The 26,751-nt window shown below is 71.9% G+C and carries 21 protein-coding genes; 18 read left to right on the top strand and 3 right to left on the bottom strand.

Going from position 1 to position 26,751, the window contains the following annotated elements:
- Complete coding sequence (locus LPA41_RS21570; RefSeq protein ID WP_374238194.1) at positions 1–1,167, bottom strand: aminoglycoside phosphotransferase family protein; 1,167 nt, start codon at positions 1,165–1,167, stop codon at positions 1–3.
- A gap of 190 nt (positions 1,168–1,357) precedes the next feature.
- On the opposite strand from LPA41_RS21570, the gene LPA41_RS21565 reads away from it, so the two are divergent.
- The 16 genes from LPA41_RS21565 (at position 1,358) to LPA41_RS21490 (ending at position 22,348) form a co-directional block, all read left to right on the top strand.
- Complete coding sequence (locus LPA41_RS21565; protein WP_229072467.1) at positions 1,358–2,548, top strand: alanine racemase; 1,191 nt, start codon at positions 1,358–1,360, stop codon at positions 2,546–2,548.
- Positions 2,549–3,280: 732 nt separating this feature from the next.
- Complete coding sequence (locus LPA41_RS21560; RefSeq protein WP_229072466.1) at positions 3,281–3,844, top strand: hypothetical protein; 564 nt, start codon at positions 3,281–3,283, stop codon at positions 3,842–3,844.
- A gap of 75 nt (positions 3,845–3,919) precedes the next feature.
- Positions 3,920–5,722, top strand: coding sequence for an aspartate--tRNA ligase (gene aspS / locus LPA41_RS21555; RefSeq protein ID WP_229072465.1), 1,803 nt, complete (start codon positions 3,920–3,922; stop codon positions 5,720–5,722).
- 216 nt (positions 5,723–5,938) lie between these two features.
- Entirely contained in the window at positions 5,939–6,427 is a 489-nt protein-coding gene (locus LPA41_RS21550; protein ID WP_229072464.1) for a GyrI-like domain-containing protein, read from the top strand.
- A gap of 255 nt (positions 6,428–6,682) precedes the next feature.
- Complete coding sequence (locus tag LPA41_RS21545; protein ID WP_229072463.1) at positions 6,683–7,264, top strand: winged helix-turn-helix domain-containing protein; 582 nt, start codon at positions 6,683–6,685, stop codon at positions 7,262–7,264.
- Positions 7,264–8,526, top strand: coding sequence for an MFS transporter (locus LPA41_RS21540; RefSeq protein WP_229072462.1), 1,263 nt, complete (start codon positions 7,264–7,266; stop codon positions 8,524–8,526). Before LPA41_RS21545 ends, LPA41_RS21540 begins: the two co-directional genes overlap by 1 nt.
- Positions 8,527–8,544: 18 nt before the next feature.
- A complete protein-coding gene (locus LPA41_RS21535) occupies positions 8,545–8,769 on the top strand; it encodes a hypothetical protein (protein ID WP_229072461.1) in 225 nt (74 codons plus the stop codon).
- 613 nt (positions 8,770–9,382) lie between these two features.
- On the top strand, positions 9,383–11,005 hold the full coding sequence (locus tag LPA41_RS21530; protein WP_229072460.1) for a replication-associated recombination protein A: 1,623 nt from the start codon (positions 9,383–9,385) through the stop codon (positions 11,003–11,005).
- A 1,685-nt stretch (positions 11,006–12,690) separates the two neighbouring features.
- The gene (locus LPA41_RS21525) at positions 12,691–14,751 is read left to right on the top strand and encodes a hypothetical protein (protein WP_229072553.1); all 2,061 of its coding nucleotides are present in this window, start codon (positions 12,691–12,693) and stop codon (positions 14,749–14,751) included.
- Between the two features lie 79 nt (positions 14,752–14,830).
- Positions 14,831–15,280, top strand: coding sequence for a DUF948 domain-containing protein (locus tag LPA41_RS21520; protein WP_229072459.1), 450 nt, complete (start codon positions 14,831–14,833; stop codon positions 15,278–15,280).
- Positions 15,281–15,317: 37 nt separating this feature from the next.
- Positions 15,318–15,608, top strand: a complete 291-nt coding sequence (locus LPA41_RS21515; protein WP_229072458.1) for a hypothetical protein — start codon at positions 15,318–15,320, stop codon at positions 15,606–15,608.
- The gene (alaS, locus tag LPA41_RS21510; RefSeq protein WP_229072457.1) at positions 15,605–18,286 is read left to right on the top strand and encodes an alanine--tRNA ligase; all 2,682 of its coding nucleotides are present in this window, start codon (positions 15,605–15,607) and stop codon (positions 18,284–18,286) included. The genes LPA41_RS21515 and alaS overlap by 4 nt, the downstream gene beginning before the upstream one ends.
- 89 nt (positions 18,287–18,375) lie before the next feature.
- Positions 18,376–18,837, top strand: coding sequence for a Holliday junction resolvase RuvX (gene ruvX, locus LPA41_RS21505; protein ID WP_229072456.1), 462 nt, complete (start codon positions 18,376–18,378; stop codon positions 18,835–18,837).
- Positions 18,838–18,904: 67 nt separating this feature from the next.
- Positions 18,905–20,020, top strand: coding sequence for an endolytic transglycosylase MltG (gene mltG, locus LPA41_RS21500; protein WP_229072455.1), 1,116 nt, complete (start codon positions 18,905–18,907; stop codon positions 20,018–20,020).
- A 252-nt stretch (positions 20,021–20,272) separates the two neighbouring features.
- Positions 20,273–21,451: an endolytic transglycosylase MltG gene (gene mltG / locus LPA41_RS21495; protein ID WP_229072454.1), complete on the top strand. Its 1,179-nt coding sequence runs from the start codon at positions 20,273–20,275 to the stop codon at positions 21,449–21,451.
- 27 nt (positions 21,452–21,478) lie between these two features.
- The gene (locus tag LPA41_RS21490) at positions 21,479–22,348 is read left to right on the top strand and encodes a shikimate dehydrogenase (protein ID WP_229072453.1); all 870 of its coding nucleotides are present in this window, start codon (positions 21,479–21,481) and stop codon (positions 22,346–22,348) included.
- Here the strand turns inward: LPA41_RS21490 and LPA41_RS21485 are convergent.
- Positions 22,345–23,598, bottom strand: a complete 1,254-nt coding sequence (locus LPA41_RS21485) for a multidrug effflux MFS transporter (RefSeq protein ID WP_255690056.1) — start codon at positions 23,596–23,598, stop codon at positions 22,345–22,347. The genes LPA41_RS21490 and LPA41_RS21485 overlap by 4 nt on opposite strands.
- Positions 23,599–23,669: 71 nt before the next feature.
- Here LPA41_RS21485 and aroC point away from each other — a divergent pair, with 71 nt between their 5' ends.
- Complete coding sequence (aroC, locus tag LPA41_RS21480) at positions 23,670–24,848, top strand: chorismate synthase (RefSeq protein ID WP_229072451.1); 1,179 nt, start codon at positions 23,670–23,672, stop codon at positions 24,846–24,848.
- Positions 24,848–25,351: a shikimate kinase gene (locus tag LPA41_RS21475; protein ID WP_229072450.1), complete on the top strand. Its 504-nt coding sequence runs from the start codon at positions 24,848–24,850 to the stop codon at positions 25,349–25,351. The genes aroC and LPA41_RS21475 overlap by 1 nt, the downstream gene beginning before the upstream one ends.
- A 594-nt stretch (positions 25,352–25,945) precedes the next feature.
- On the opposite strand, the gene LPA41_RS21470 is transcribed toward LPA41_RS21475, so the two are convergent.
- Positions 25,946–26,737 carry a Clp protease N-terminal domain-containing protein gene (locus LPA41_RS21470; RefSeq protein ID WP_229072449.1) on the bottom strand — a complete coding sequence of 264 codons (792 nt, stop codon included), beginning with the start codon at positions 26,735–26,737 and terminating at the stop codon, positions 25,946–25,948.
- Between the last annotated feature and the right edge of the window lie 14 nt (positions 26,738–26,751).

Genomic DNA, 26,751 nt, shown 5'->3' with positions numbered 1-26,751 from the left:
TCAGGGCACCAGAGGCAGCAGCCGACGAGCCACCCGCAGCGCCCGCCCGGTGCGCCGGCGGCCCGCGCCGAAGCCCTCACCCCCACCCCCGGCGCCTCGCTCCCCGCCCTCGGCGGCTCCCGCCTCGCTTCCGAGGCCTCGGGCCTCACCCCCGGCGCCTCGCGTCTCGCTTCCGGGGCTCGAGGCCCTGCTCTCGGAGGCAGGTGCCTCGCCCTCGAAGGTCCAGACCTCGCAGAGCATCGCCTGAACAAAACCCCAGGCGGCCACCCGCTCGACGGACATGCCCAGACCGTCGGCCAGCTGCTCCACCCGGGCCGGGAGCAAACCCAGCACGGTGTCGTCGCCGCTCCACGGGTCCGGGTTGTAAAGGCAGGCCCCCACCTCGTACCCCGCATCCCCGACCAACCCGTGCGGGTCGATCGCCAGCCACGGTTCGCGCTCCGCGGCAAGCACGTTGCCGTGGTGCAGATCCCCGTGCAGCACCACCCACCCATTGCCGCCACCGCTTTCGCCAGTCCCTCCGCTACCGTCGCCGCCAGCGCTGTTGGTGGCGCTGTGCGGCCGCGCTTGCTCGGTGGGGGAGGCGCAGAGCCCGGTGAAGAGCTCGGCGGCCCTCTCGACCAAGCGCCGGGGCAGCGGGTCGTCGCCGGGGAAGCGGCGCAGATGCCTGTCGAAGGCGGCGCCCCGGGCCGCAAGCGTCGGCAGCGCCAACCCCGGCGGCGCCGGACGGTGCAGCCGGCGGATGACCTCGATCAGTGCGGCGGTCGCAGCCTCGTCCCGTGCCGGCGCCCGCGCGGGTACCATCTCGTCCCGGGCCGGCGCCGACGCGGGCACCATCTCGTCCCGGGCCGGCTCCGACGCGACCGGCGGCTGGCCCCGTGTCGGCACCAGGGCGGTCACCGGTGTGCCGGGACGTGCCTCCTCCAGCAGCAAAGCCCCCAGGCTGTCGTCGCGGGCCAGCATCTCCACCGCACCCCGGCCGGCGAAGAACTCCAGGGCAGTGGCCTCGTCCGCGAGATGACCCGCGCCCGGTACGCCCAGCTTGAGGACTGCCCGCGAGCCGTCCGCCCGGCGTACCCGCGTCACCCAGTTGATGCTCAGCGGGAACGGCTCCTCCAGCCGCAGTTGCCAGTCGTGGCGGAGCTCTTCGATAAGCGTGGGAAGCATGCCCAGCCAGCGGCGGCCGGCGTCGCCGAAGAGGTTCTCGACAGTGCGGACGAACGGCGCGGGCAGGATCATCCCGGCAGTTTCACAGATTTTTCAGGTAGTTCTCCGTTCGCGTCGGGTCCGGCCGTTGCTCGTACCGCTGGCGCCGGAATCAGGTTTGTCTGTTCAATCCAGCTTTCAAGGAGGCTCCGTGACTGTCGACTGGCGTAGCAAGGGTTTCTGGGCGCCGGAGCAGGCCTGGGACGCCGCACGGTTCGCGGCGGAGCAGCCCAGCATCTTCGGCGGCGCTTTCACCTGGCCGCTGCTGGTGGTGCGGCGCGCGGCGGTGGAGGCGAACATCGCGACGATGGCCGCGTACTGCCAGCGGCACGGCTTCGACTTCGCCCCGCACGCCAAGACGACCATGGCGCCCGGCCTGCTCGAAGCCCAGCTCGCGGCCGGCGCGTGGGGGATGACCGTCGCCACGCCCAACCAGGCGCTGGTGCTGCGGCGGCTCGGCGTGGAACGGGTGCTGATCGCCAACGAGGTGCTCGATCCGACCGCACTGGCCTGGCTGGCGGGGGAGTCCGCGGCGGGCTGGGAGGTGTACTTCCAGGTCGATTCGGTGGCCGGGGTCCGCGCGGCGGCGGCCACCGGCGGCCCGCTGCGGATCCTTGTCGAGCTGGGGCATCCGGGTGGGCGGACCGGGGTTCGTACCCTCGACGAACTCGAAGATGTGGCGCGTGCTGTCGCCGACACCCCCGGCCTGGAGCTGGCCGGTGTCACCGGGTACGAGGGGCAGCTGGCAACGGCCGGCGAGGTGGACGAGTATCTCGACCGGCTCGCCGGCGGCGTGGAACGGCTGGCGGCGGCGGGCTTGCTCCCGGAACGGCCGATCGTCTCGGCCGGTGGCAGCGCGTGGTTCGACCGGGTGACCGACCGGCTCACCCGGCTCGCGGCGCAGGCCCGGCTGGTCCTGCGCAGCGGTGCCACGGTCACCCACGACGACGGGTTCTACCGGGAGCGGACACCGTTCGTGCGGGTCCCGGGGGAGGGGCCGCTCGCGGCGGCACTGGAGATCTGGGCCCAGGTGATCTCGACGCCCGAGCCGGGACTCGCGATCGCCGGGATGGGCAAACGGGACGCGCCGTTCGACGAAGGCCTGCCGGTGCCGCTGGAGGTGCGGGGCGCGGACGGCACCGTACGGCCCACGGACGGGATCGTGGTGACCAAACTGAACGACCATCACACGTACCTCGCGGTGGACGCGGCCGACCTCGTGCCGGGCGACCTGATCAGGTTCGGCATCTCGCACCCCTGCACGGCGTTCGACAAGTGGCGCACCATCCCGGTTGTCGACGAGGACCGGCGCGTCGTGGACGTCCTGGAGACCTACTTCTGACGGTCGTCCCGCCGTGGGTCGCCTCAGCGGGGGATGGTTCATCGAGATCAAGCCGATTTATGGTCGGTGTGCGTCGAAGAAGAGTTATTCCCTTTAGCGCCGCCGGAGTCCGCCATGCCCGTTTTCCGCGCAGACGGTCCTGAATCCGCCGACCAGCCCCGTCGCCATCCCGGCGGCCACCCCGTCCCGAACCCTCCCTCCCCGCGTCCGCAGCACTTCCCGACCGACAACCCGGCCCACCCACCGTCCCGGGCCGTGCCACCCCCGCACGCCGGGACGGACCAGCCCTGGCCCGCCCACCTCCTGAACCCGGACGGCCCGACCGAACCCCTGAACGCGCCTCGCCCCTCCGCACCCGTTCAGCCCTCCGCCGCCCCGATCCGCTCGGCCTCACCCAGCTCATCTCCGTCACCCAACCTCTCCGCGCCTGTCCCGCCTTCAGCGTCAGCCGGCCCTTCCGGGCCCGCCCGGCCCTCCATGTCAGCCCGCTCTTCCGCGCCGGGCCGTCCTTCCGTGCCGAGTCGCTCTTCCGCGCCGGGCCGGGCTTCCGCGCCGGGCCGGGCTTCCGCGCCGGGCCGGGCTTCCGCGCCGGGCCGGGCTTCCGCGCCGGGCCGAGGTTCCCCGGCAGCCAGGCTTTCGGTGCCGGCTCGGCCTTCCGTGCCGGTCAGAGGTTCGGTGCCACGCGGGCCGAAGAGCGGGCGTCGCGGCGGGGCTGCCGCCGTTGTGGTCAGCGTGCTCGCCCTGCTGATCTCCGCGGCGGCCGGCTTCTTCTCCTGGCAGACCTACCGGCTGGCCACCGCGTCCGCCGTTGCGAACACCGCTGCCCCCGGCGTTCCCGCCCCCTATGCCGTCTCCTCGTCCGCCGCCTCTGTCGATCGCCAGCCGGAGCCTGAGGAGTATCCGGCCGTCTATGCCAAGGAACCGCTCCGAGTGCAGGTCGGCTGCTCTGCCGTGCTGTTCCTGGACTTGGACGAGCCGCGCGTCGACGTCACCGAACCCGTAGCTGACCTGCGCTATGACAGTCGCTGCGGCGCTGCGGCGCCGCGCCTGCGCGTCGGTCCCGGTGCGGACGGTGGCAGCCGGCTCGGCAGCGCTGACACGGACGCGGCCGGCTGCTTCCGGGCCATCCGGACGAGCCCACTCGGCCCCGGTGCCGACATGGAGGTAAAGAAGGGAGCCGCACTGTGCGTACGGACCTCTGAGGCGCCGGCGGTCCTCGCACTTGTGGAGATCATCGACGTCGGCGGCACCGGCACCGCCGGCCTGCGGGCCACGGCGTGGAGAGTTCCTGACTAACCCGTGGCACGCAGCGCGGGGCGTGCCTGACAGAATGTCGGGTGCGCCCCGCGAACCCTGTAAGGAGACATTTCCGTGATCCGTACCCATGACGCCGGCACACTGCGCGCCAGTGACGCCGGCACAACGGTGACGCTCGCCGGGTGGGTCGCCCGCCGGCGCGACCACGGCGGTGTCATCTTCGTCGACCTCCGCGACGCTTCCGGCGTGGTTCAGGTCGTGTTCCGCGAGGAGGACGCGCACGCGCTGCGCAACGAGTTCTGCGTGAAGGTCGTCGGCGAGGTCAACACCCGTCCCGAGGGCAACGAGAACCCCGAACTCGCCACCGGCGCCATCGAGGTGGTCGCCAGCGAGCTGGTTGTGCTCTCCGAGGCCGCGCCGCTGCCGCTGCCGATCGACGACACGATCACCGCGGCCGACGACCTGCGCCTGAAGTACCGTTACCTCGACCTGCGCCGCTCCGGCCCGGCGAAGGCGCTGCGCCTGCGCAGCCGCGCCAACCAGATCGCGCGCGAGGTCCTGCACGCCCACGACTTCAACGAGATCGAGACGCCGACCCTGACCCGGTCGACGCCCGAGGGCGCCCGCGACTTCCTGGTCCCGGTCCGGCTTCAGCCGGGCACGTGGTACGCGCTGCCGCAGTCCCCGCAGCTCTTCAAGCAGCTGCTGATGGTCGCCGGCATGGAGCGCTATTACCAGATCGCCCGCTGTTACCGCGACGAGGACTTCCGCGCGGACCGCCAGCCCGAGTTCACTCAGCTCGACATCGAGATGTCGTTCGTCACGCAGGACGACATCATCGCGCTCGGTGAGGAGATCGTCTCCAAGCTCTGGAGTGAGCTGGCCGGTTACGAGATCCCGCTGCCGATCCCGCGGATCACCTGGACCGACGCGATGAACCGCTACGGCTCCGACAAGCCCGACCTGCGTTACTCCGTCGAGCTGGTCGAGCTGACCGAGTACCTGCGTGGCACCGCGTTCCGGGTGTTCGCCGGTGCGATAGACGCGGGCGGTTACGTCGGCGCCGTCGTCATGCCCGGCGGTGCCTCGCAGACCCGCAAGGAGCTGGACGGCTGGCAGGACTGGGCGAAGGCCCGTGGCGCCCGCGGTCTCGCCTACGTCGTCCTTGACGCGGAAACCGGCGAGGCGCGTGGGCCGGTCGCGAAGAACCTGTCGCCCGAGCACCTCTCCGGCCTGGCCGACGCGGTCGGAGCCAAGCCCGGTGACGCGATCTTCTTCGCGGCGGCGGCACAGCGGCGCGAGGCACAGGAACTGCTCGGCGCGGCCCGGATCGAGATCGCCAAGCGGTCCGGTCTGATCGACGAGTCCGCCTGGGCGTTCTGCTGGGTGGTCGACGCCCCGATGTTCGAGCGCACCGACGACGGCGGCTGGACCGCCGTCCACCACCCCTTCACCTCGCCGAACGAGGAGTGGGAGCCGCGTTTCGAGGAAGCGCCCGACCAGGCGCTCGCCTACGCCTACGACATCGTCTGCAACGGCAACGAGATCGGCGGCGGCTCGGTGCGTATCCACCGCGCCGATGTGCAGAGCCGCGTCTTCGAGCTGCTCGGTATCACCCCGGACGAGGCCGCGGACAAGTTCGGCTTCCTGCTGGAGGCCTTCAAGTACGGCCCGCCGCCGCACGCCGGCATCGCCCTCGGCTGGGACCGCACCTGCATGCTGCTCTCCGGCAACGAGTCGATCCGCGAGGTCATCGCCTTCCCCAAGACTCGGGGCGGCTTCGACCCGCTGACCACCGCGCCCACCCCGATCACCGCGCAGCAGCGCCTCGAGGCCGGCATCGACGCCAAGCCGAAGGCCGCCGCCGGCACGCCGGGCACGGACGGGCAGGCCGCCCCGGTGCAGCACTCGAACTGAGTCGGCCGGACCGCGGCAGCCCGCCGTGGTCCCTGTGGTCCCACCCCGGATCTTCGCCTCCCGGCCGGCCGGGACGCCGGACCAGCTCGCTGCCCGAGCTGGTCCGGCTTCGTTCTGTGGGCTCGTTGGTCGTGCCGGGGGACCGTGCTGCTCGCGGGGCGGCTGCCCCGGCCCGCCGAGGCTGCGTGGTCGTAGGTCGCGTGTGAGACTGTCCAGGTGGAGCCGACCATTGTGCAGCGCCCGGAACAGCCTTACATCGGCCGTCGTGAGTCGATCGCCATGACCGAGTTCGCGCGCGTGGCCGATCATCTGCCCACCATGTTCGCCGACCTCGCGGACCGCGGCGTCCCGGTCACCGGGGCGCCGTTCTTCCGTTACCGGGAGATCGACATGGCCGCCGAGATGGTGATCGAGGCCGGCATCCCGATCGCGGGCCCCGTCGAGGTGGACGGCCCCGGCTTCACCGACACGCTGCCCGCCGGGCGGTATGTGACGGTCGCCCACATCGGACATCCCGACGAGCTGATGGCGGTCACCGCCCGTCTCCTCGACTGGGCGCAGGCTCGCGACCTGACGTGGGACATGACACCGACCCCCACCGGTGAGATCTGGGCCAGCCGGCTCGAGATGCTCATGACGAATCCGGCCGAGCAGCCCGACATGCACAAGTGGGAGACGGTCCTGCTCTTCAAGCTCGCCGACTGACAACAGCGCCTCTTCCTGCCCGGCGGCCCCGCCGCAGTCTTTTCCGGCCTGCCGTCGCCTCCGCCGTCGTCCGCTCCCGGCGTTCACCATGGGCTCTGCCCTCCGCTCCTGTAGGGCTCCTGGCGGGTCGGAATCTCGTTCCTCATCGCCACCCCGCCGACCGGTCCTCGGCTCGACAACAGCATCGTGCCACAGATGCACAGGTTTTGTGCATAGCTATTGTGCACAGAGTTTGTGCAGCGATAGTGTGTCTCCATGGCCGACGAACTCAGTCATGTACAGCTCACCAACCGGCAGATCCGGGTGCTGGCGCATCCGCTCCGCATCCGGCTGCTCGCGCGGCTCCGCGGTCAAGGCCCGTCCACGGCGACCCAGCTGGCGGCCTTGCTGAACACCAACACCGGGGCGACGAGCTATCACCTGCGGCAACTGGCCGACGCCGGCCTCGTGGCCGAGGAGGACCGGCCCGGTGGCGGCCGGCAGCGCTGGTGGCGGGCCGTGCACGACATGTCGAGCTGGCGGCGCAGCGATTACCTCGACGATCCGGATGCCGCCGCCGCTGTCGTGTGGCTGGAGACGTTCCAGGTCAACCGGTTCGTCGAGATCGCCGAGACCTGGCAGCACGGGGTGGGTGCCGAGCCGCCGGAGTGGCGTGACACCGGTGGCATCTCCGATTACCTGCTGACCCTGAGTCCTGAGCAACTCCGCGACATGACCGACGAGCTCGAGGAGATCGTCGAGCGCTACGCCCGGGCCGAGCCGGGCCCGGGCGCCCGCGGGGTCAACTTCTATTTGGCTGCCCTGCCGAAACCGGCGGAGAAGGCGGAGCCGACGTGATGACCGCCGACCAAGCCCGCTTCCGCTTCCTTTTCCTGCTCGGGCTGCGCTGGTTCCCGGTCGGGCTGACGATTCCGGTGGTGGTGCTGCTCCCGCTGGAGCGGGGCCTCAGCATCGCGCAGGTCGGTGCGGTCGCGGCTGTCCAAGGCATCACGGTCCTGGTGCTGGAGCTGCCCACCGGCGGTCTCTCCGACGCGGTCGGCCGGCGACCGGTGCTGCTGATCGCCGGGGTGGTCAACGTGGCCGCGCTGGCTCTGTGGACCTTCGCCGACTCGGTGGCGTTGTTCGCCGTGGTCTATCTGTTGCAGGGCCTCTACCGGGCGCTGGACAGCGGGCCGCTCGAAGCCTGGTTCGTCGACCACGCGCTGGCCGTCGATCCGGAGTCCGACATCGAGGGCGCGCTGTCCCGCAGCGGCGTCGTGCTCGGGCTGGCCATCGCCGGTGGCGCGCTGATGAGTGGTGGGCTGGTCTGGCTCGGCCCGGTGGGACCGGTGAGTGCGCTCGGCGTGCCCGTCGTGGTGGCTCTGGCCGTGAGTCTGATCGGCATCCTGGCCGTGGCGCTGCTGATGCACGAGCAGCGCCCGACGCGCGGGTTCGTGGCTTTCGTCGCGTCCGTCCGCGGCGTACCCACGGCGATCGGTGGCGCATTGCGGCTGGTCCGCCGGTCGCGCGTGGTGATGGCGCTGATCGCGGTCGAGTTCTTCTGGAGCTTCGGCATGGTGACCTTCGAGAAGCTGATGGCGGTCCGCCTCAGCGAGGTGACCGATGCGGATGCGGCGGGTGCCCTACTGGGCCCGGTCAACTCCGTGGCCTGGGCGGCATCGGCTGCCGGCGCCGCTCTCGTGCCGCTCCTGAGCAGCCGGGTCGGCGCCGCCTGGGCCGGGTTCACGCTGAAGATCGTGCAGGGCGTCACGATCGTCGGGATGGGACTGTTCGCCGGTCCGGTCGGGCTCATCGGGGCGTTCCTGCTGTGTTACGCGATGCACGGTGCGGCCGGCCCGGTGCACTCCGGATTACTGCATCGGCAGGCGGAAGGGGAGTACAGGGCGAGCCTGCTCTCGCTGAACTCGATGGTCGGTCAGCCGGGCTTTTCCATCGGCGCGATCGCGCTGACCGCCTTGGCGGCGGGCGCGGGAACCCAAACGGCGATCATTGTGGGTGGCTTGGTGCTGGCTCTGGCGGCACCTCTCTACCTCGTTCGATCGAAGGATGTGTTTCGGGAGCACTCCCAGTCGGGTACCAGCAGGTCACTGGCTCTCTGATCCCCCCGGAGGAACCTGATGTTGGCTATCGCTGCCGCCGTCGTGTTCGGATTTGCTCTGCTCCTCGACCTGCTGAACACCGACTTCGGTGCCCCCGACCTCTTCAACTTCGAAACCCTGCTCCTGATCGGCCTGCTCCTGACCGCGCTCTACCTGGCGGGCGTCGGCAGCGGACCGCGGGCCGGCTCCGGCTCCGGCTCCAGCGGCCGCCGGTTCTACGGCCGCCGCCCGGGCCGCGGCTGATCCCGGCCGCGCCGCCCCGGCGGGCTGGCACCTGGCTGCCCCGGCGGGCTGGCACCTGGCCGCCCCGGCCGGCACCGGCGGGCACCGGCCGGGCTGGCGCTGGGCTGGCAGCTGGCCGCACCGGCCCGCTGCGAGCTGGCCGCACCGGCTGAGTCGGCCTCGCCCCGCCGTCACGGGTGCGGCTGACCTCGGGCAGCGTCGCCCGAGTGGGCCCGCCGTGACCGCGCGTGAGACTCATTCTCGACGCGGTCGGTGTTGCCCGTGGCGCGTGGTGGCTCGTGGCGCGCGGTGTATCGCGGCGCGTTAGCTTATGGCGCGCGGTGCAGCGGGGCGCGGTGGCTCGTGGCTTATGGCGCGCGGTGCAGCGGCGCGCGGTGCATCGTGGCTCATGGGCGCGCGGTGCATCGTGGCGTGCTGGCGCCCGGTGGCGTGTTGGCGCGGTTGGTTTCTGGTTTTGCGGGTCGGTGGACCCCCGACGCCGGCCCGTGCCTACTCCTTGTCGACGGCTCAATTGCTGATCGTTGACTGCTGTGACTGACGGTCCGCCCGGCTTGCCCGGGTGGGCCGTCAGTGGTTTCGGATTGGGTCGCAGCGGCCGGTACTGTCGATTGCGATGGACACGGACGGGCTCTTCACACTGGCTACGCCGGGCGCGCCACCTGCGGCCCCGGCCGGCACCGACACCGCCGGGTTCGGGACGCCCTCCGCCGACGCGCCGCTGCCGGTGCGCATGCGCCCGGCCTCGCTCGACGAACTCGTCGGGCAGGAACACCTGCTCGCGCCCGGTGCGCCGCTGCGTCAGCTGGTGAGCGGCGCCAGCCCCATGTCGGTGATCCTCTGGGGGCCGCCGGGGACCGGCAAGACGACCATCGCGCATCTCGTCGCGCACGCCACCGACCGCAAGTTCGTCGCGATGTCCGCGCTCACCGCCGGCGTCAAGGATGTCCGCGCCGTGATCGACACCGCGCGGCGCGAGCGGCGGTACGGTGGTCCGCCCACGGTTCTTTTCATCGACGAGGTGCACCGCTTCAGCAAGACCCAGCAGGACTCGTTGCTTGCCGCCGTCGAGGACCGGACTGTCACCTTGCTCGCGGCTACGACCGAAAACCCGTACTTCTCGGTCATTTCGCCCCTTCTGTCCCGCTGTGTGCTGTTGACTCTTCAGGCGCTCGGTGACGACGACGTGCGCGGCCTCGTCCGGCGCGCGGTCACCGACGAACGCGGGCTGGGCGGCGCGGTCACGCTGTCGGCCGAGGCGGAGGAGCATCTGGTACGGCTGGCGTCCGGCGACGTCCGCAAAGCGCTCACCGCGCTCGAGGCCGCGGCCGGTTCCGCGGTGGCCCAGCAGGCGACGGAGATCGACCTTGCCACGGCCGAGCGCGCGGTGGACGTGGCGGCGGTCAGGTACGACCGGGACGGCGACGCGCACTACGACGTGACGAGCGCCTTCATCAAGAGCATGCGGGGCAGCGACCCCGACGCGGCGTTGCACTGGCTGGCCCGGATGCTCGTTGCGGGCGAGGACCCGCGGTTCATCGCACGCCGCATCGTGATCTTCGCGAGCGAGGACGTCGGGATGGCCGACCCGCAGGCGCTGCTGGTGGCTACTGCCGCTGCTCAGGCCGTACAAAATGTGGGTCTGCCCGAGGCCGGTCTGAACCTTGCGCAGGCCGTCGTTCATCTCGCCACCGCGCCGAAGTCGAACAGCGTGACCACCGCGCTCGGCGAGGCAATGGCCGACGTGCGCGCCGGCCGGGGTGGTGCGGTGCCGGCGCACCTGCGTGACGCGCACTATTCCGGGTCCAAGGGGCTCGGGCACGGGCGGGGCTACCGCTACCCGCACGACGACCCGCGCGGTGTGGTGCGGCAACAGTACGCTCCCGACGATCTCGTGGACACCGACTACTATCGGCCGACCGATCACGGCGCCGAACGTGCCGTGGGTGAGCGGGTGCCACGTCTGCGCCGGATCGTGCGGGGTCTCGGCCCCGGTCCGCGGCCGGCCGGGACAGAACCCGTGACGAAGGGCGTGACCAGGCAGTCCACCGCTTCGGCGGTGCCGCCGGACCAGGCGGCGGGTGGTGAACGAGCCGGGGATGCGTCACAGTCGTCGGCGGGCTCCGACGCGGGCCCGGGGTCGTCTTCGGACGGTTCCGGGGACTCCTCGGGTGGGGCTGACGGACGTGACATCCGGGTAGACGACAGCGGCGACGCCGCCGGAGAGGAACAGCCGTGACAGCGCGGGGTGCCGATCGGCCCGAGGACGCCGGCCCTGGCGGCAAGAAGGGGCGGCGTTTCGGACGCGGCCGCAACGCCGCCGAGCAGCCCGTCGCACCTCCGCAGGAGGAGACCGGCTGGCTGGACGACCTGCGCACGGCGAAGGAGGAGCGTTCGGCCATCGGGCCCGGCACCTTCCCGGGCGAAGGCCGCACCAGCAAGTCCGGCCGGGTCGCCCCGGGCCCGGACGATGCTGCCGCCGACATCGCGCTCCCCGGCCACGACGACGAACCCGACGAGGGTGCCGGCGCCCGGCAGCCCGGTTCCGCCCCGGCGCCGAACCAGCCCGGTGCCCGGCCGGGGAATGTTCCGCCCGGGCCTGGCGGGGCGCGGACTGCTGCCGGACAGCCTGGGGGGATGCAACCGGGGCAGCGTACGGGTGGCGCGGCTCCCCAAGCTCAGCGACCGGGTGTTCCGCAAGCTCAGCGACCGGGTGTTCCGCAAGCTCAGCGACCGGGTGTTCCGCAGGGGCAGCGTCCGGGTGCTCCGGGTGCGGGTGCCACGGGTCCGATGCCGTCCGGTCAGCGGCCGGGTGCGGGTGCCGCCGGCGCGGTTCCGGCCGGGCCGGTTCAGCCGGGGCCGGGCCGGGCGGCTGCGGGCGCTCCCGGTCAGGTTCCTCCGGGCCAGGCGCGGCCGGGCGGTGCCGCCGCGGTGCCGCCCGGATCTCCCGGGCAACGGCCCGGTGCGGTCGCGGGCGGTCCCGGAGTTGCTGGGCAGATGCCGCCCGGTGGGCGTGCCGGTCGGTCCGGTCCGGTGCCGATGGGGCAGCAGGGCGGGCCGCGACCGGTTTCCGGTGGGGCGCCCGGCCCTGGGCGGCGGCGGGTCGACGGCGAGCCGGGAACCCCCGTGCCGGGTGCGGGCGGGGCGGTTCCGCTCTCCGGTAACGCGCCGGAGATCCCTGGTGCGCGTCCGGGCCAGCCCGGACCCCGGGGTACCGCGTCCAGCGCGCGGCCGGTTTCGCCCGGCATGCGAGGTGCTTCGCCGGGTGTTCGGCCTACCTCGCCGGCCGGCCCGGCTCGCGATCGGTTCCGCTCCGGGGAACCGGGCCAGCCCGGTCGCCCGGGTGGCTTCGACCCGGCCGTGCACCAGTCCGGGGCACTTCCCGAACAGTCGGGGGCCATGCCGCGCGGGTTCGAAGCGGGACCGGTCGATTCGGCGGTGCATCAGTCCGGTCCGGTACCGCGCTTCGCCGGCGGCGCCGCTCCGGTGGACCCGGCGGTGGACCGGTCAGGGGCGATTCCGCGTGGGTTCGACGGGCCGGATCCGGCTGCCGGCCGGCGGGCGCCGGACGACGGTGCGGGACTGCCGGGCCGGGGACGTGGCCGGCGCGCTGGCGCCGAGGGTGACGTGTATGCCGAGGAGCCGACGGGCCGCCACGGCCGTGTCGTGCCTACCGGACAAACCGGCCCTGGTCAGCCTCCTGCCGGGCGTGCGGCGACGGGCCAGGCCGGCCCTGGGCAGGCTCCTGCCGGGCGTGCCGCGATCGGCCGGACCGGGCCGGGTCAAGCGGCCGCCGGGCGGGCGGCGATGGGGCCGGCGGGCCCCGGGCAACCAGCTCCCGGACATGCGGGCACGCCGGGACATACGCCCGGGCATGCGGCTCCGGGGCACGCGGCGCCGGCGGACGGCGTACGGGGACGTGCGGTGCCACCGGCCCCCGGTGAGCAGCGTGCCGGCCGGCACGGGTCGCCGGACGGTGGCGCGCCGGGTGTCGTACCGCAGATGGGCACCGACAGCGGCGCGCACGCGTTCGTGCACCCGGGTACGGACAGCGGCTCCTACGGCGTCGTGCCCGGCGCCGAACCGCGCAGCCGGGGCGCCCGCCGGGCCGGTCAGGCCGGCACGGAGACGGGTGCGCAGCGGTTCGTGCGTCGCCGGGGTGCGGACGCCGATCCGGAGGGTGACACGGGTACGCACGGGTTCGTGCGGCCCGGGCACCGGGCGGCGGACGCGGAACCGGGTACCGAGCCGGCGGACGGTGGCGACACCGGTACGCGCGGCCTCCTGCGACCGGGCCGGCGAGCCGCGAGTCCGGAGGACGGTGGAACCGAGCAGGGCGCCGGTGCGGCGGGGCAGCGGCGGATCGGTCCCGGTGACGGGCGCCCGGTTCGTGGGGCGGCCGCGGTGGTGCCGCCGGTGGTGCCGGGACCGGAGGGTGCTCGTACCCCGGCGGTCCCGGGGCGGGCCGGCGCGATGGCGGACAGCACTTCCGGTGTGATCCAGCGGCCCGCTCAGGGCCGGCGTGGCAGCGCGGCTGTGCCGCCGGCAGGTCCGGCCCGAGGCGGCGCGGCGGTGCCGGGTGCCGGTGACGCGTCCGGGGCGATCGGCGCGGCTCCGGCGGCGCGGGGCACGGGCAAGGTGCGACCGGTCAGTGGTGCGGCGCGCGGTGGCGCGGCAGTGCCGGGCGGTGCGGGTCCGGACGACGGCGGAAGCGGCTCGTTCCGCGCGGGGGCAGGCATCCCGGGCAGAGGCGACGGTGAGGGCACGGGGTCGTTCCGGGCTGGTGCTGCGGTGCCGGGCCGGGCTGACGGTGAGGGTACGGGTTCGTTCCGGGCCGGTGCAGGCGGCGATGGTGAGGACTCCGGGTCGTTCCGGGCCGGTGTCGCGGTTCCGGGGCGGGCGAGTGCCGGTCCCGACGGCACCGGTCGGGTTCGTGCCGGCGCGGCGGTGCCGGGCCAGGACGGCGAGCCTTCCGGATCGTTCCGCGCGGGAGCGGCAGCCGCCGCAGGCACGGCGAGTGTCGCAGGCACGGCGGGTGTCGCAAGCGCTGCGGGTGTCGCGGCTCCGGGACGGGCGAGTGTCGCGGTCCCCGGGCGGGCAAGTGTCGCGGTCCCGGGACGGGTGGGCGCCGGCCCCGACGGGACCGGGCCGGTTCGCGGTGGTGCGGCGGTGCCGGGGCATGACGGTGCGGACTCGGGTTCGTTCCGGGCGGGTGCCCGGTCGGGCGGCCCCGGCGGTGCGGACTCGGGTTCGTTCCGGTCGGGCGGCCCCGGCGGCGAGGCGGGATTCGAGCCGGACGAGCCCGTACAGCCGGAGGGTGGGCTTCGCGGTGCCGGCGCCGAGTTGCGCCGTAAGTTGCGGACGCAGCGCAGGCTGCGGGTGGGTGCGTTGTCGGCGCTCGCCGCCGTGGTGCTGCTCGTGCTGCCGGCGTTCCTCGGTGTCCGGGCGATGACCAGCGACCCGGTGTTCGCGTCCCTCGACGCGCTCGACGTTCCGTCGTGGGCCGCGCAGAAGGCCGAGGATCAGAGCAGCGGGAACCGCTGGTGCTTCCTGAACTGCCGGTTCCGGGAGCGGATCGCCGAGTCGGAGCGGCCGCCGAAGGAGACCGCGCAGGCCTACACGACCGCGCTGAGCGGGGCCGGCTGGCGGGAGTGGCAGGTCGCCGAGTGCCCGGAGACGGACATCAGCCCCGAAGAGGGCGCCTACAGCTGCTGGCGGCGTGACGAGTTGACTCTGGACCTCTATGTGAGCCTGCCGGGGTGCGCGGTGGACCAGATAGCGGCCGGTGCGGTCCCGGCGGAGGGCACCGCGGAGGAGGCCGCTCCGAAGGAGTGTGTCGGCTCGACGGTCAGCATCAAGGTGCAGAACACGATCACCGATCTGCGGGGCAAGAAAGAGACCAATCCGGGGCCCGTCGGGGTGACCCCGGACCCGGTGCTGCCCACTGATGATCCCCTCTTGGAGCCGACACCCGAGGCGTCGTGACGCGCGCGGTGGTCACGGACGGTAGGGTCTCCCACGTTGTCCCGCCGAACCGTGACCACCCGAAGAGGAGACGCGTTACATGAACCCCGGAGAAATCGCAGGTCTGATCGCGGCGGGCGCCTTCCTGATGCTCGTGCTCGTGCTGGCCGTGCCGATTCTCAAGCTGGGGCGCACGGTGGACGCCGCCACCCGCGCGATCAACGACGTGGTTGACCACACCGGTCCGCTGCTGACCAACGTGAACACGACCGTGGAGAATGTGAACACCGCGCTCGGCCAGGTTCAGGTCTCTTTGGACGGCGTCAACGTGCAGCTCGCCAAGGTCGACACGATGACCGAGCACGCCCAGAACGTCACCGCCAACGTCGCGAACCTGGTCACCGTGGTTTCCGCGGCCGCCGCGAACCCGCTGGTCAAGGTCGCTTCGTTCGGGTACGGGCTGCGTAAGGCCGCCTCCGCGCGCCGGCACGCCGAGGAGGACCGTGAGGTCCGTGCCGCCCTCAAGCAGCGCCGCCGGGCCGGCCGCTGACTTCCCGCCCAGAAGCTACAGATAGGGGATCGCCGTCATGAAGCGCCTGCTCTGGCTCGGTGTCGGCCTGGCCGTCGGCGCCATCGTCGTCCGCAAGCTCAACCAGAAGGCCAACGAGTTCACGCCCACCGGGATCGCGACGTCACTGTCGGAATCCGCTGGCGGGCTCGTCGAGTCGCTGCGTAGCTTCGTTGATGACGTCCGCGACGGCATGGCCGAGCGGGAGCAGCAGATCGCCGAGGCTTTTGCCGCGGGCGAGCTGTACGAGGACAAGTTCGCCGACCTCCGCGAGGACGCGGGGCACGGCACGCAGGAGGGAACTCGATGAAGACGGCTGAGGTCAAGCGGCGCTTCCTGGCGCATTTCGAGGCGAACGGGCACACGGTCGTCCCGAGTGCCCCGCTGCCCGCCATCGACGACCCGAACCTGCTGTTCATCAACGCCGGCATGGTGCAGTTCGTGCCGTTCTTCCTGGGTCAGCGGACGCCGCCGTACCAGCGGGCGGCGAGTGTGCAGAAGTGCATCCGGACGCCGGACATCGACGAGGTCGGCAAGACGTCGCGGCACGGCACGTTCTTCCAGATGAACGGCAACTTCTCGTTCGGCGACTACTTCAAGGCGGGCGCGATCCCGCTGGCGTGGGAGTTGTCGACGAAGCCGGTCGAGCAGGGCGGTTTCGGGCTCGACCCGGAGAAGATCTGGGCGACGGTCTACCTCGACGACGAGGAGGCCATCGAGATCTGGAAGAAGACCGGGATGCCGGCCGAGCGGATCGTGCGCCGGGGCAAGAAGGACAACTTCTGGTCGATGGGCATCCCGGGCCCGGCGGGCCCGTGCTCGGAGCTCTACTACGACCGCGGCCCGGCGTACGGCCAGGAGGGCGGCCCGGAGGTCGACGAGGACCGGTACCTGGAGTTCTGGAACCTGGTCTTCATGCAGCACGAGATCACCGACGTGACGTCGAAGGAGGACTTCCGGATCGTCGGTGACCTGCCGAAGCAGAACATCGACACCGGCATGGGCCTGGAGCGGATCGCCTCGATCCTGCAGGGCGTCGACAACCTGTACGAGATCGACGAGGTCCGCCCGATCCTCGCCAAGGCCGCGGAGATGACCGGCAAGGTGTACGGCGCGCACTCGGGTCACGCGGCGAACCAGTCGCACCCGGACGACGTGCGCCTGCGGGTGATCGCCGACCACGTGCGGACCTCGCTGATGCTGATCGGCGACGGTGTGACGCCGAGCAACGAGGGCCGCGGTTACGTGCTGCGCCGCATCATGCGCCGGGCGATCCGGGCGATCCGGCTGCTCGGCTGGCAGGAGGAGGCGCTGCCGATCCTGCTGCCGATCGCGCGGGACTGCATGGCGCCGTCCTACCCGGAGCTGGCCGAGGAGTTCGGCCGGATCTCGACGTACGCCTACGCGGAGGAGGACGCGTTCCTCTCCACGCTGAAGGCGGGCACCACGATCCTGGACACCGCGATCGCGGACACCAAGAAGTCGGGCGGGGCGTCGCTGGCGGGCGCGAAGGCGTTCCAGCTGCACGACACGTACGGCTTCCCGATCGACCTGACGCTGGAGATCGCGGCGGAGCAGGGTCTCGCGGTGGACGAGGCGGGTTTCCGCCGGCTGATGGCCGATCAGCGGTCCCGCGCGAAGGCGGACGCGGCGGCGCGCAAGACGGGTCACGCGGACCTGTCGGCGTACCGGTCGGCGCTCGACGCGGGCGGCCCGGTGGAGTTCACCGGTTACCAGGAGGTGAGCCGGGAGTCGCGGGTCCGCGCGCTGATCGGCGACCGGGGTGGTCTGGAGGTCGCCGGCGAGGGTGACTTCGTGGAGCTGGTGCTCGACACCACGCCGTTCTACGCGGAGGGCGGTGGCCAGCAGGCGGACACCGGTTTCATCAACGTCGGTGGCGGCCGCGTCGAGATCGTCGACGTGCAGCAGCCGATCCCGGGTCTGATCGTGCACAAGGCGCGGGTGCTCAGCGGCGAGGTGCGTGCCGGCGAGACCGGCTTCGCGGAGATCGACATCGACCGCCGCCGGGCGATCTCGCGGTCGCACACCGCGACCCACCTGGTGCATCAGACGATGCGCAACTTCCTCGGCGAGTCGGCGACCCAGGCGGGTTCGCTGAACGCGCCGGGCCGGCTCCGGTTCGACTTCAACACGCCGGGGGCGGTCTCGCCGACGGTGCTGAACGACGTGGAGCAGCAGATCAACGAGGTGCTGCTGCGCGACCTCGAGGTGCACGCCTTCATCACCTCGCAGGAGGAGGCGCGCCGGCTCGGCGCGATGGCTCTCTTCGGCGAGAAGTACGGCGACGAGGTGCGCGTGGTCGAGGTCGGTGACTACGCCCGGGAGCTGTGCGGTGGCACGCACGTGGCGCGGTCCGGTCAGCTGGGCCTCGTGAAGATCCTCAACGAGGCGTCGATCGGTTCCGGTGTGCGCCGGGTCGAGGCGCTGGTGGGCATCGACGCGTTCGGCTTCCTGGCCAAGGAGCACCTGCTCGTGTCCCGGCTCGCGGAGCTCTTCCGGGTGCCGAACGACCAGGTCGGCGACCGGGTCGAGCACACCGTGGCGGCGCTGCGGGACGCGGAGAAGGAGCTGGAGAAGATGCGGGCGCAGATGGTGCTCGCGGGTGCCGGCTCGCTCGCCGAGGCGGCGAAGAACCTGGACGGCGTGGCCTACGTGGGCACGGAGGCGCCGGAGGGCGCGGCCGGCAACGACGTGCGGACGCTGGCGCAGGAGATTCGCGGCAAGATCGATCCGGCGCGTCCGGCGGTCGTCGCGGTGACGGCGCGCTCCGGGGCCAAGGCGTCACTCATCGTAGCGATCAACAGCGCCGCCAAGGGTCGCGGACTTTCGGCGTCGGACCTGGTCAAGGCGGCTCTTTCGGGCCGTGGCGGGGGCAATGCGGACCTTGCTCAGGGTGGCGGCGTTCCCGCAACCGAAGCCGCTAAGCTCTTGGGCGCGATCGAGAAGGCGATCATCGAGGCGAGCTGAACCGGGCTCCGACCGATCGGTGGCCGCTCGTCGCCTCGTCGCTCGATCGGATTCTGGAGGCACGTGTTGCTGCTGTGCAGGGTGATGGCGTGACGGTGCCTTTCGCTCGAGGCGTACGCCTGGGCGTGGACGTGGGCCAGGTGCGTGTCGGGGTCGCCAGGTGTGACCCCGACGGCATCCTGGCCAGTCCGGTGAAGACCGTGCCGCGGGACCAGGTGACCGGCCCGGACGGGGTTCCGGCGGACATGGCCGAGCTGAGGCGGCTCATCGAGGAGTTCGAGGCGATCGAGGTCGTCGTCGGGCTGCCGGTGGCCTTGAACGGGCGGGAGGGTGTGGCGGCCGGCCACATCCGGGCGTACGCGGACCGGCTCGGCCCGGTGATCGCGCCGGTTCCGGTCGTGTTCACCGACGAGCGCATGTCGACGGTCGTCGCGGCCCGCCGGTTGTCCGAGCGGGGTGTGAAGGGCCGTCGTCAGCGTGCGGTCGTCGATCAGGCGGCCGCCGTCGAGATCCTGCAGGGCTGGCTGGACGCGCGGCGGAGTCGGGGCTGATGTGACCGAGGAGCGGCTGGATCTCAGCTTCGAAGGAACGGCGGACCGCGGGCGGTGGCGACATCGCATGAAGGAGGGCCCCGGCCGTACGATCGCCGCGTCCTTCCTGGTCCTCATGCTCTTCGTCGCGCTCGGCGGCGGCGCGTGGTACGGCTTCGGCGCGGTGAGCGGCTTCCTGTCCGCGGCCGATTTCCCGGGTCCCGGCCGGGGTGAGGCTGTCGTCGCGGTGGAGTCCGGGGACAGCGCGACAGCGATCGCCGACACCCTGTACGGCGAGGGTGTGGTCAAGAGCGCGGCAGCGTTCGTCGCCGCTGCCAAGGACAATCCCGACAGTAAGGACATTCAAGTCGGATCGTACCTGCTCAAGAAAGAGATGAAGGCGAGCGACGCGCTGACGATGCTGCTCGACCTGAAGAACCTGAACGTGCACCGGGTCACGCTGCCCGAGGGGCTCACCTACCTGCAGGTCTACGACCGGCTCGCGAAGGCGACGGGCATCCCGGTGGGCGACTTCAAGAAGGCCGGCAAGGATCCGGCCGGGCTGGGTGTGCCGGCGCTGTGGTTCAAGCGCGACGACGGCAAGAAGATCGACCGGACCAACATCGAGGGCTTCCTCTACCCGGCGACGTACGAGATCGCCAAGGGCGCCACGGCGACCGACGTCCTCAAGCAGATCGTCAAGAACTTCAACACCGAGATGGCCGAGACGGGCTTCCCGGACACGGTGCGGGCGAAGCTGGACATCTCGCCGTACGAGGCCCTGGTGGCGGCGTCCATCGCGCAGGTCGAGGCGCTGCTGGACAAGGACATGGGCCCGGTGGCGCGGGTCCTCTACAACCGGGCCTACACCGGGAACTTCCCGTGCGAGTGCCTCCAGCTGGACAGCACGGTCAACTATTGGCTGCGGCTGACCGGCAAGGAGGCGAAGTCGTCGGAGAAGTTGCTCGTCACTGAACTGCACGACCCGAAGAATCCGTACAACTACGACGTCAAGGGTATGGCGATCGGACCGATTAGCAACCCGGGCGACGTGGCACTACGGGGTGCGATGAATCCCAAGAAGAGTGACAACTACTTCTTCGTGACGGTGGATGACAAGGGCGCCATGGCGTACGGGAAAACGTTCGCCGACCACGAGAAGAATATCGAGAAGGCCTGTGAGAACGGCATTCCGATCTGCTGAGCTGATCACTCGCTGCGACCGCCGGGGCGTGCTTTCCCGGTGGCTGTGGCGTTTCGCAGGCACGCCCGCCGCGTTAGGCAGACGTGCTGCTGATCGGAAGCAGAGCGGAGCGTAATCGCTGGATCGGCGTACGGTTGCCGGGGTGGGCGGCGAGCCATCGAAGTGGGTATGGTGCGCCTCAGTGCCGGGCCTCGATGGCCGTGCGGAGAGATCCGGTGGAGCCGGCTGGGACGGGCAGCGGAGGCAAACGAAGTGATCGACGAACTGGACGTGGCGTTCGACGAGAGCGCCGAGCGGAGCACACCGCGGCGTCATCGCGCCAAGCGGAGCGGCGGTAAGACGGCCGTCGCCGCGCTGCTGACCTTCCTGCTTCTGGCGGGTCTGGGCGGCGGTGTGTACTTCGGCTACACGAAGGTGGCCGGTTTCTTCGTGGCCGCCGACTACAGCGGCCCCGGTTCCGACCCGGTCGAGGTGACGGTCGCGAAGAACGCGTCGCTCACCGAGATCGGCAACGAGCTGGTCAAGGTCGACGTCGTGAAGAGCACCAAGGCCTTCACCAACGCGGCCGACGAGGAGCCACGCAGCAAGAACATCCAGTCCGGGACGTACCAGCTGCGCAAGCAGATGGCGGGCAAGGAAGCGGTCGCGCTGCTGCTGGACCCGAAGGCCCGGATCGCCAAGGGCGTCACGATCAAAGAGGGCACGACCGCGAAGCAGACGTACGTGCTGCTGTCGAAGGCGACCGGTCACCCGGTGAAGGCGTTCGAGGACGCCGCCAAGGACCCGGAGGCGCTGGGCGTGCCGGACTGGTGGTTCAAGCGCGGCGACGGCAAGAAGGTCGCCAAGACCGCCGAGGGCTTCCTCTTCCCGGACACCTACGAGTTCGACCCCAAGGCCACCCCCGAGCAGGTGCTGCGGACCATGGTCGACCACTTCCTGACGGTCACCGGTGAGCTGGGCTTCGCCGACGACGTGCAGAGCAACCTCTCCGTCTCGCCGTACGAGGCCCTGATCGTCGCGTCGCTGGCGCAGGCCGAGGCAGGCATCGCCGAGGACCTGCCGAAGGTCGCCCGGGTGGCGTACAACCGGGCCTACAAGGAGAAGATGACGCTCCAGTTCGACGTCACCACGAACTACTGGCTCGAACTCAAAGGCAAGGACCCCAAGCACTCCGGCCAGCTGCTGACCGAGGAGATGGAGGACCCGACGAACCCGTACAACACGGAGATCGTCAAGGGTCTGCCGATCGGGCCGATCAACAGCCCCGGCAAGGACGCGCTGGCCGGTGCGATGAAGCCGGCCGAGGGGCCGTGGCTGTTCTTCGTGGCGGTCGACAAGGAGGGCCGATCCGCGTTCGCGACGACCAACGCCGAGCACGACAAGAACATCCGGAAGGCGTGCGCCAACGGGATCAACCTCTGCGGCAACTGAGGGACGCCGTTCCGTAGAGTGGGCCGCGTGCAGAGCCAAGACGAGACCCGCAAGGCAGCGGTCTGCGGGAAGCCGATCGCCCACTCGCTCTCTCCGGTCATCCACAATGCCGGGTTCGCCGCGGCCGGCCTGACCGGGTGGAGCTACGAGGCGATCGAGTGCGCCGAGTCGGAGCTGCCCGACCTGGTCGCCGGCCTCGGTCCGGAGTGGGCGGGCCTGTCGCTCACCATGCCGCTCAAGGAAGCGGCCCTGCGGATCGCGACGGTGGCCACGCCGGTCGCGATCGCGGCGGGCGTGGCCAACACGCTGGTCCGCCAGGAGGACGGCTCCTGGCACGCCGACAACACCGACATCGGCGGCATGGTCCGGGTGCTCCGGGAGGCGGGCCTGGGCCTGAGCCGCGGCCGGCACGCGAAGAAGGAGGCGCCGCCGCGGATCACCGTGCTCGGTGGTGGCGGCACCGCCCGCGCCGCCCTGGCCGCCGCGGCCGAACTGGGCGCCGATCGGGTCACCGTGGTGACCCGCCGCCCGGAGGCCCGCGACGACCTGGCGCCCGTCGCCGTCGCGCTCGGCCTGACGGTCGAAGGCGTCGACTGGGCCGATGCGGCGAGCACGTTCAGCGCCGACGCGGTGATCTCCACGGTGCCGAAAGGCGCCGCCGACGACCTGGCCGAGACGGTCACCTGGCGCGCGGACGGCGTCTACTTCGACGCGCTCTACGACCCGTGGCCGACGCCGCTGGCCGCCTCGGCGCAGCGGGCCGGTGTGAGCGTCCACTCCGGGCTGGACCTGCTGCTGGCCCAGGCGCTCAGCCAGTTCGAGCAGTTCACCGGGGTCGAGACGGCGCCCGAGGAGGCCATGCGGGCAGCGCTGGAGAACGCCGTGCACAGGCCCTAACGGCGGGCCAGCACCAGCACCGACAGCAGTGCCGCCACCGCGAAACCGACGATCACCACGCTCATCGGCACGCCCTGGCCGGGATCACCGAGACCGGCCAGCGGCGCGGCCACCGACGCGACGATCGACTGCACCCCGCCGAGCAGCGCGGCCGCCGAGCCCGCGTGCGCCGGGTAACGGTCCAGGGCCAGCGCCGTCGAGTTCGGCTGAATCACGCCGATCGCCGCGACCAGCAGGAACAGTCCGGTGGCGAGGACGACCAGGCTGCCGGTCGCGGCGCCGAGCAGGGCCAGCGCACCGGCCACCACCTGCACGACCAGGCCCAGGTACATCAGCCGGCTCAAGCTCCACCGGTCGAGCAGGACGCCGTTGGCCTGACTCGCGACGATCAGGCCGATCGCGTTGCCCCCGAAGAGCAGGCTGTAGACGGTGGGGGAGAGGCCGTACCCGTCCTGGAGCACGAACGACGACCCGCTGATGTAGGCGAAGAGCGCCGCGAACGTGCAGGACTGCGCCAGCGCGTACCCCAGGAAGACCCGGTCGGTGAAGAGTTCTCGCGCTGTCCGCGCCACCTCGCCCAGCCCGCCGGTGCTGCGCCGCGCCGGCGGCAGCGTCTCCGGCAGCGCGACCGCGGCCAGCACGGTGAGCAGCACCGCGACGATGCCGAGCGCCACGAACACCCCGTGCCACGACGAGAACCGCAGCACCGCGCTGCCCAGGCTGGGTGCGGCGATCGGCGCGATGCCGAAGATCAGGGTGAGGCTGGAGAAGAGCTTCGCCGCCTGGTTGCCGGCGGCGACGTCGCGCACCACCGCGCGGGCGACGACCACGCCGGCACCACCGGCGAGGCCCTGCAGCAGACGCAGACCGGTCAGGACCGGCGCGGTGGGGGCGAGGGCGATCAGGAAGGAGAAGAGGGCGTACGCGGCCAGCCCCCACACCACCGGCCGGCGACGACCCCACCTGTCGCTGAGCGGGCCGAAGATCAGCTGGCCCAGTGCCATCCCGATCAGGCACGAGGTGAGCGACAGCTGCACCTGGGCGGGCGAGACCTCCAGGTCGCGGGCGATGTCCGGGAGGGCCGGCAGGTACATGTCGAGCGACAGCGGCCCGATCGCGGTGATCAATCCGAGGATCACGACGAGCAGGGCGCGGTTCGGTGTACGGGTGGTCTCGGCCGGCACGGCCGCGAACTTACCCACCGGCCGGGTCGCCGGGCGGCCGTTTGTGACAGTCCCCTCGTCCCGCATCCTCCTCCCGGAGAGCGGGACGGCACTGCCCGCATTCCGGGCAGTCGCGGCGTCGTGACAGACTGATCGCCGTGTTGCGCTGGCTTACCGCAGGTGAATCGCACGGACCGGCCCTCGTCGCCATGCTGGAGGGTGTTCCCGCCGGGGTGGAGGTGACGAGCGCGGACATCACCCGTGACCTCGTGCGCCGCCGCCTGGGTTACGGCCGCGGCGCCCGGATGAAGTTCGAGCAGGACGAGCTCGAGATCATCGGGGGTGTCCGGCACGGCGTCACGCTGGGCAGCCCGGTGGCGCTGCGGGTGGGCAACAGCGAGTGGCCCAAGTGGGAGACGGTGATGGCCGCCGACCCGGTGGACCCGGCGGAACTGGCCAGCCAGGCGCGCAACGCGCCGCTGACCCGGCCCCGGCCCGGCCACGCCGACCTGGCCGGCATGCAGAAGTACGGGCACACCGACGCCCGCCCGATCCTGGAGCGCGCCAGCGCCCGGGAGACCGCGGCCCGCGTCGCCGTCGGCGTGGTCGCCAAGCAGCTGATCAAGCAGGCGCTCGGCATCGACATCGTCTCGCACGTGATCGAGCTGGGCTCGGTCGCCGCGAAACCCGGCCTGCTGCCGACGCCGGAGGACTTCGACCGGATCGACGCCGACCCGCTGCGCTGCCTGGACGAGGAGGCAAGCGCCCGGATGGTGGCCGAGGTGGACGCCGCCAAACAGGACGCGGACACCCTCGGCGGCATCGTCGAGGTGCTCGCCTACAACGTGCCACCGGGCCTCGGCTCGCACGTGCAGTGGGACCGCAAACTGGACGCCCGGCTCGCCACCGCGCTCATGTCGATCCAGTCGGTCAAGGGCGTGGAGATCGGTGACGGTTTCACCCAGGCCCGGTCCCGCGGGTCGGTGGCGCACGACGAGATCGTCCCCACGCCGGACGGCGTGAAGCGGGTGACCGACCGGGCCGGTGGCCTGGAGGGCGGCATCACCAACGGTGAGCCGCTGCGGGTGCGCGCCGCGCTCAAGCCGATCTCGTCGCTGAACCGGGCACTGCAGACCGTCGACATCACCACCGGCGAGCCGGCCACCGCGATCAACCAGCGGTCCGACGTCTGCGCGGTGCCGGCGGGCGCCGTGGTCGCCGAGGCGATGGTGGCGCTGGTCCTGGCCGAGGCGGCGACCGAGAAGTTCGGCGGCGACTCGGTGGCCGAGATCCGGCGGAACCTGGCGTCCTACCTCGACACGCTGGTCATCCGCTGATGGCTCCGGTCGCGGTCCTGACCGGCGTGATGGGCGCCGGAAAGACCACGGTCGGCGTGGCGCTTGCCGAGCGGCTGGGCGTGCCGTTCGCCGACACCGACACGATCATCGAGGAGCGGGCCGGCAAGCCAATCCCGGAGATCTTCGTCGACGACGGCGAGGCCGCGTTCCGCGAGCTGGAGCGCGCGGTCGTGGTCGAGTGCCTGGAGACCTTCGGCGGCGTGCTGGCGCTGGGCGGTGGCGCGATCCTCGACGAGAGTACGCGCCGGCGGCTCACCGGCCTCCCCGTCGTCTTCCTGTCCGTCGGGCTGACCGACGCCCTGAAACGGGTCGGCCTCGGTGCCGGCCGCCCGCTGCTGGCGATGAACCCGCGGGCGACCCTGAAGTACCTGATGGACCAGCGGCGGCCGCTCTACCTGGAGGCGGCGGCACACACCGTCGCCACCGACGGCCGCACCCCGGAGGACCTCGCCGCCGAGATCGCCGGCCTGCTCGCGAGCTGAGCGGGCCGCGGCTGGGTGGCCGCGCGACCGGGCGCCGGGCTGGGCTGTGCTGGGCGCCGGGCTGGGCTGTGCTGGGCGCCGGGCTGGGCTGTGCTGGGCGCCGGGCTGGGCTGTGCTGGGCGCCGGGCTGGGCTGTGCTGGGCGCCGGGCCGAGTCGCTTCGTCGCCCAGGCGCGCCCCGTGGCTGCAGCAGTCCGCTGGACGGGTGGTCAGCTCAGCCAGTACCGCCCGCGCATCGACCCGGACCCCGATCCGGCCCCCTAGCGGTGCCAACACGCCGTCCACGGCGAGATGTTGATCTGCTAGCGCTACGAAATCGCTGTGATCATGGGGTTAAAACCGCGATTTCGTAGCGCTAGCAGATCAACGTCGCTGCGGAGGCAACGCAGCCGGTTACGGCCTGCGGGCCGGCGGGCGTGACAGAGCAGGCCGGCGGGTGACATCCGGTTGGCGAGCGGCGGAAGCTTGGTGCGATCCGGCCGGCGGCCCGGCATCCGGTTGGCGAGCGGCGGAAGCTTGGTGCGATCCGGCCGACGGACTGGCATCCGGTTGGCGAGCGGCGGGAAGCTCGGTGCGTCCCGGTTGCCGGGCGCGGTCAGGTGAGGCGCTGCTCCAGCCGCTCGATGCGCTCGGCCAGGGGCGCCAGCTCGGCGCGGACCGCGGTCAGCAGCGTGGCGGACACGGAGGGTTCGGCGTTGCCGGCGCGCAGGTGGGCGTACCCCGCTACGGCGGCGGCCACGGCACGGCGGGCGGCCTTGCCGTCGACCGCCCGGGAGCGCAGCAGGCGGCCGGCGGCGCCGTCGGGTTCGCCGGCGAGCCCGATCAGCAGGTGCTCGCAGCCGACGTAGTTGTGACCGAATCCGATCGCCTCACCCACCGCGAGTTCGAGGCTGACCGCGGCGGGGGCGCTGAACCGCAGGCCGGCGGCGACGGTCCCGGCTGCGGGTCCGGTGGTGGCGGGCCTGGTGGTGGCGGGCCCGGTGGTGGCGGGCCCGGACGTGGCCGGCTCGCTGGCCGCCGGTTCGGCCGCATCCGGGGCGGTCAGCGAGTCGGGCGCCACGTCCATCGCGCCGAGGACCTGCAGGCCCAGGTTGTGGTTCTCGGCGAGCATCGCGTGCAGCAGGTCCCCCGTGGTGACCGAAGCGGCGCCGGACTCCCGGGCGCGCCGAGCCGCGAGGGTGAGCACGATGACGAGCCGGCCGGTGAAGCTGGGCAGCTGCTCGGAGAGCCGGTCGGGGTCGAGGTCGCCGAGCACGGCGGCCCGGATCGTGGTGATCCGGCGGACCGCCTGTTCGAGGGCGCGCTGGCAGATCGGCGACACGGGCAGGCCGGTCTCGCGGACGGCGTCGGCGAGGTCGTCCGGCAGGTACACGTTGATTTTCGGCATGCCATCGTTGTAAC

Origin of the sequence: Actinoplanes sp. DH11 (assembly GCF_020873875.1) — a bacterium.
Taxonomy (GTDB): Bacteria; Actinomycetota; Actinomycetes; order Mycobacteriales; family Micromonosporaceae; genus Actinoplanes.
The sequence above is the reverse complement of the archived record's forward strand: the minus strand, read 5'-3'. Positions and strand labels throughout refer to the sequence as shown.

Coding starts and splice junctions, on each gene's coding strand:
- LPA41_RS21475 (WP_229072450.1), top strand. CDS start 24,848: ATGGCTCCGGTCGCGGTCCTGACCGGCGTGATGGGCGCCGGAAAGACC.
- LPA41_RS21540 (WP_229072462.1), top strand. CDS start 7,264: ATGACCGCCGACCAAGCCCGCTTCCGCTTCCTTTTCCTGCTCGGGCTG.
- LPA41_RS21530 (WP_229072460.1), top strand. CDS start 9,383: ATGGACACGGACGGGCTCTTCACACTGGCTACGCCGGGCGCGCCACCT.
- LPA41_RS21470 (WP_229072449.1), bottom strand. CDS start 26,737: ATGCCGAAAATCAACGTGTACCTGCCGGACGACCTCGCCGACGCCGTC.
- LPA41_RS21520 (WP_229072459.1), top strand. CDS start 14,831: ATGAACCCCGGAGAAATCGCAGGTCTGATCGCGGCGGGCGCCTTCCTG.
- mltG (WP_229072455.1), top strand. CDS start 18,905: ATGAAGGAGGGCCCCGGCCGTACGATCGCCGCGTCCTTCCTGGTCCTC.
- LPA41_RS21535 (WP_229072461.1), top strand. CDS start 8,545: ATGTTGGCTATCGCTGCCGCCGTCGTGTTCGGATTTGCTCTGCTCCTC.
- LPA41_RS21515 (WP_229072458.1), top strand. CDS start 15,318: ATGAAGCGCCTGCTCTGGCTCGGTGTCGGCCTGGCCGTCGGCGCCATC.
- LPA41_RS21545 (WP_229072463.1), top strand. CDS start 6,683: ATGGCCGACGAACTCAGTCATGTACAGCTCACCAACCGGCAGATCCGG.
- alaS (WP_229072457.1), top strand. CDS start 15,605: ATGAAGACGGCTGAGGTCAAGCGGCGCTTCCTGGCGCATTTCGAGGCG.
- LPA41_RS21485 (WP_255690056.1), bottom strand. CDS start 23,598: ATGCGGGACGAGGGGACTGTCACAAACGGCCGCCCGGCGACCCGGCCG.
- LPA41_RS21570 (WP_374238194.1), bottom strand. CDS start 1,167: ATGCTTCCCACGCTTATCGAAGAGCTCCGCCACGACTGGCAACTGCGG.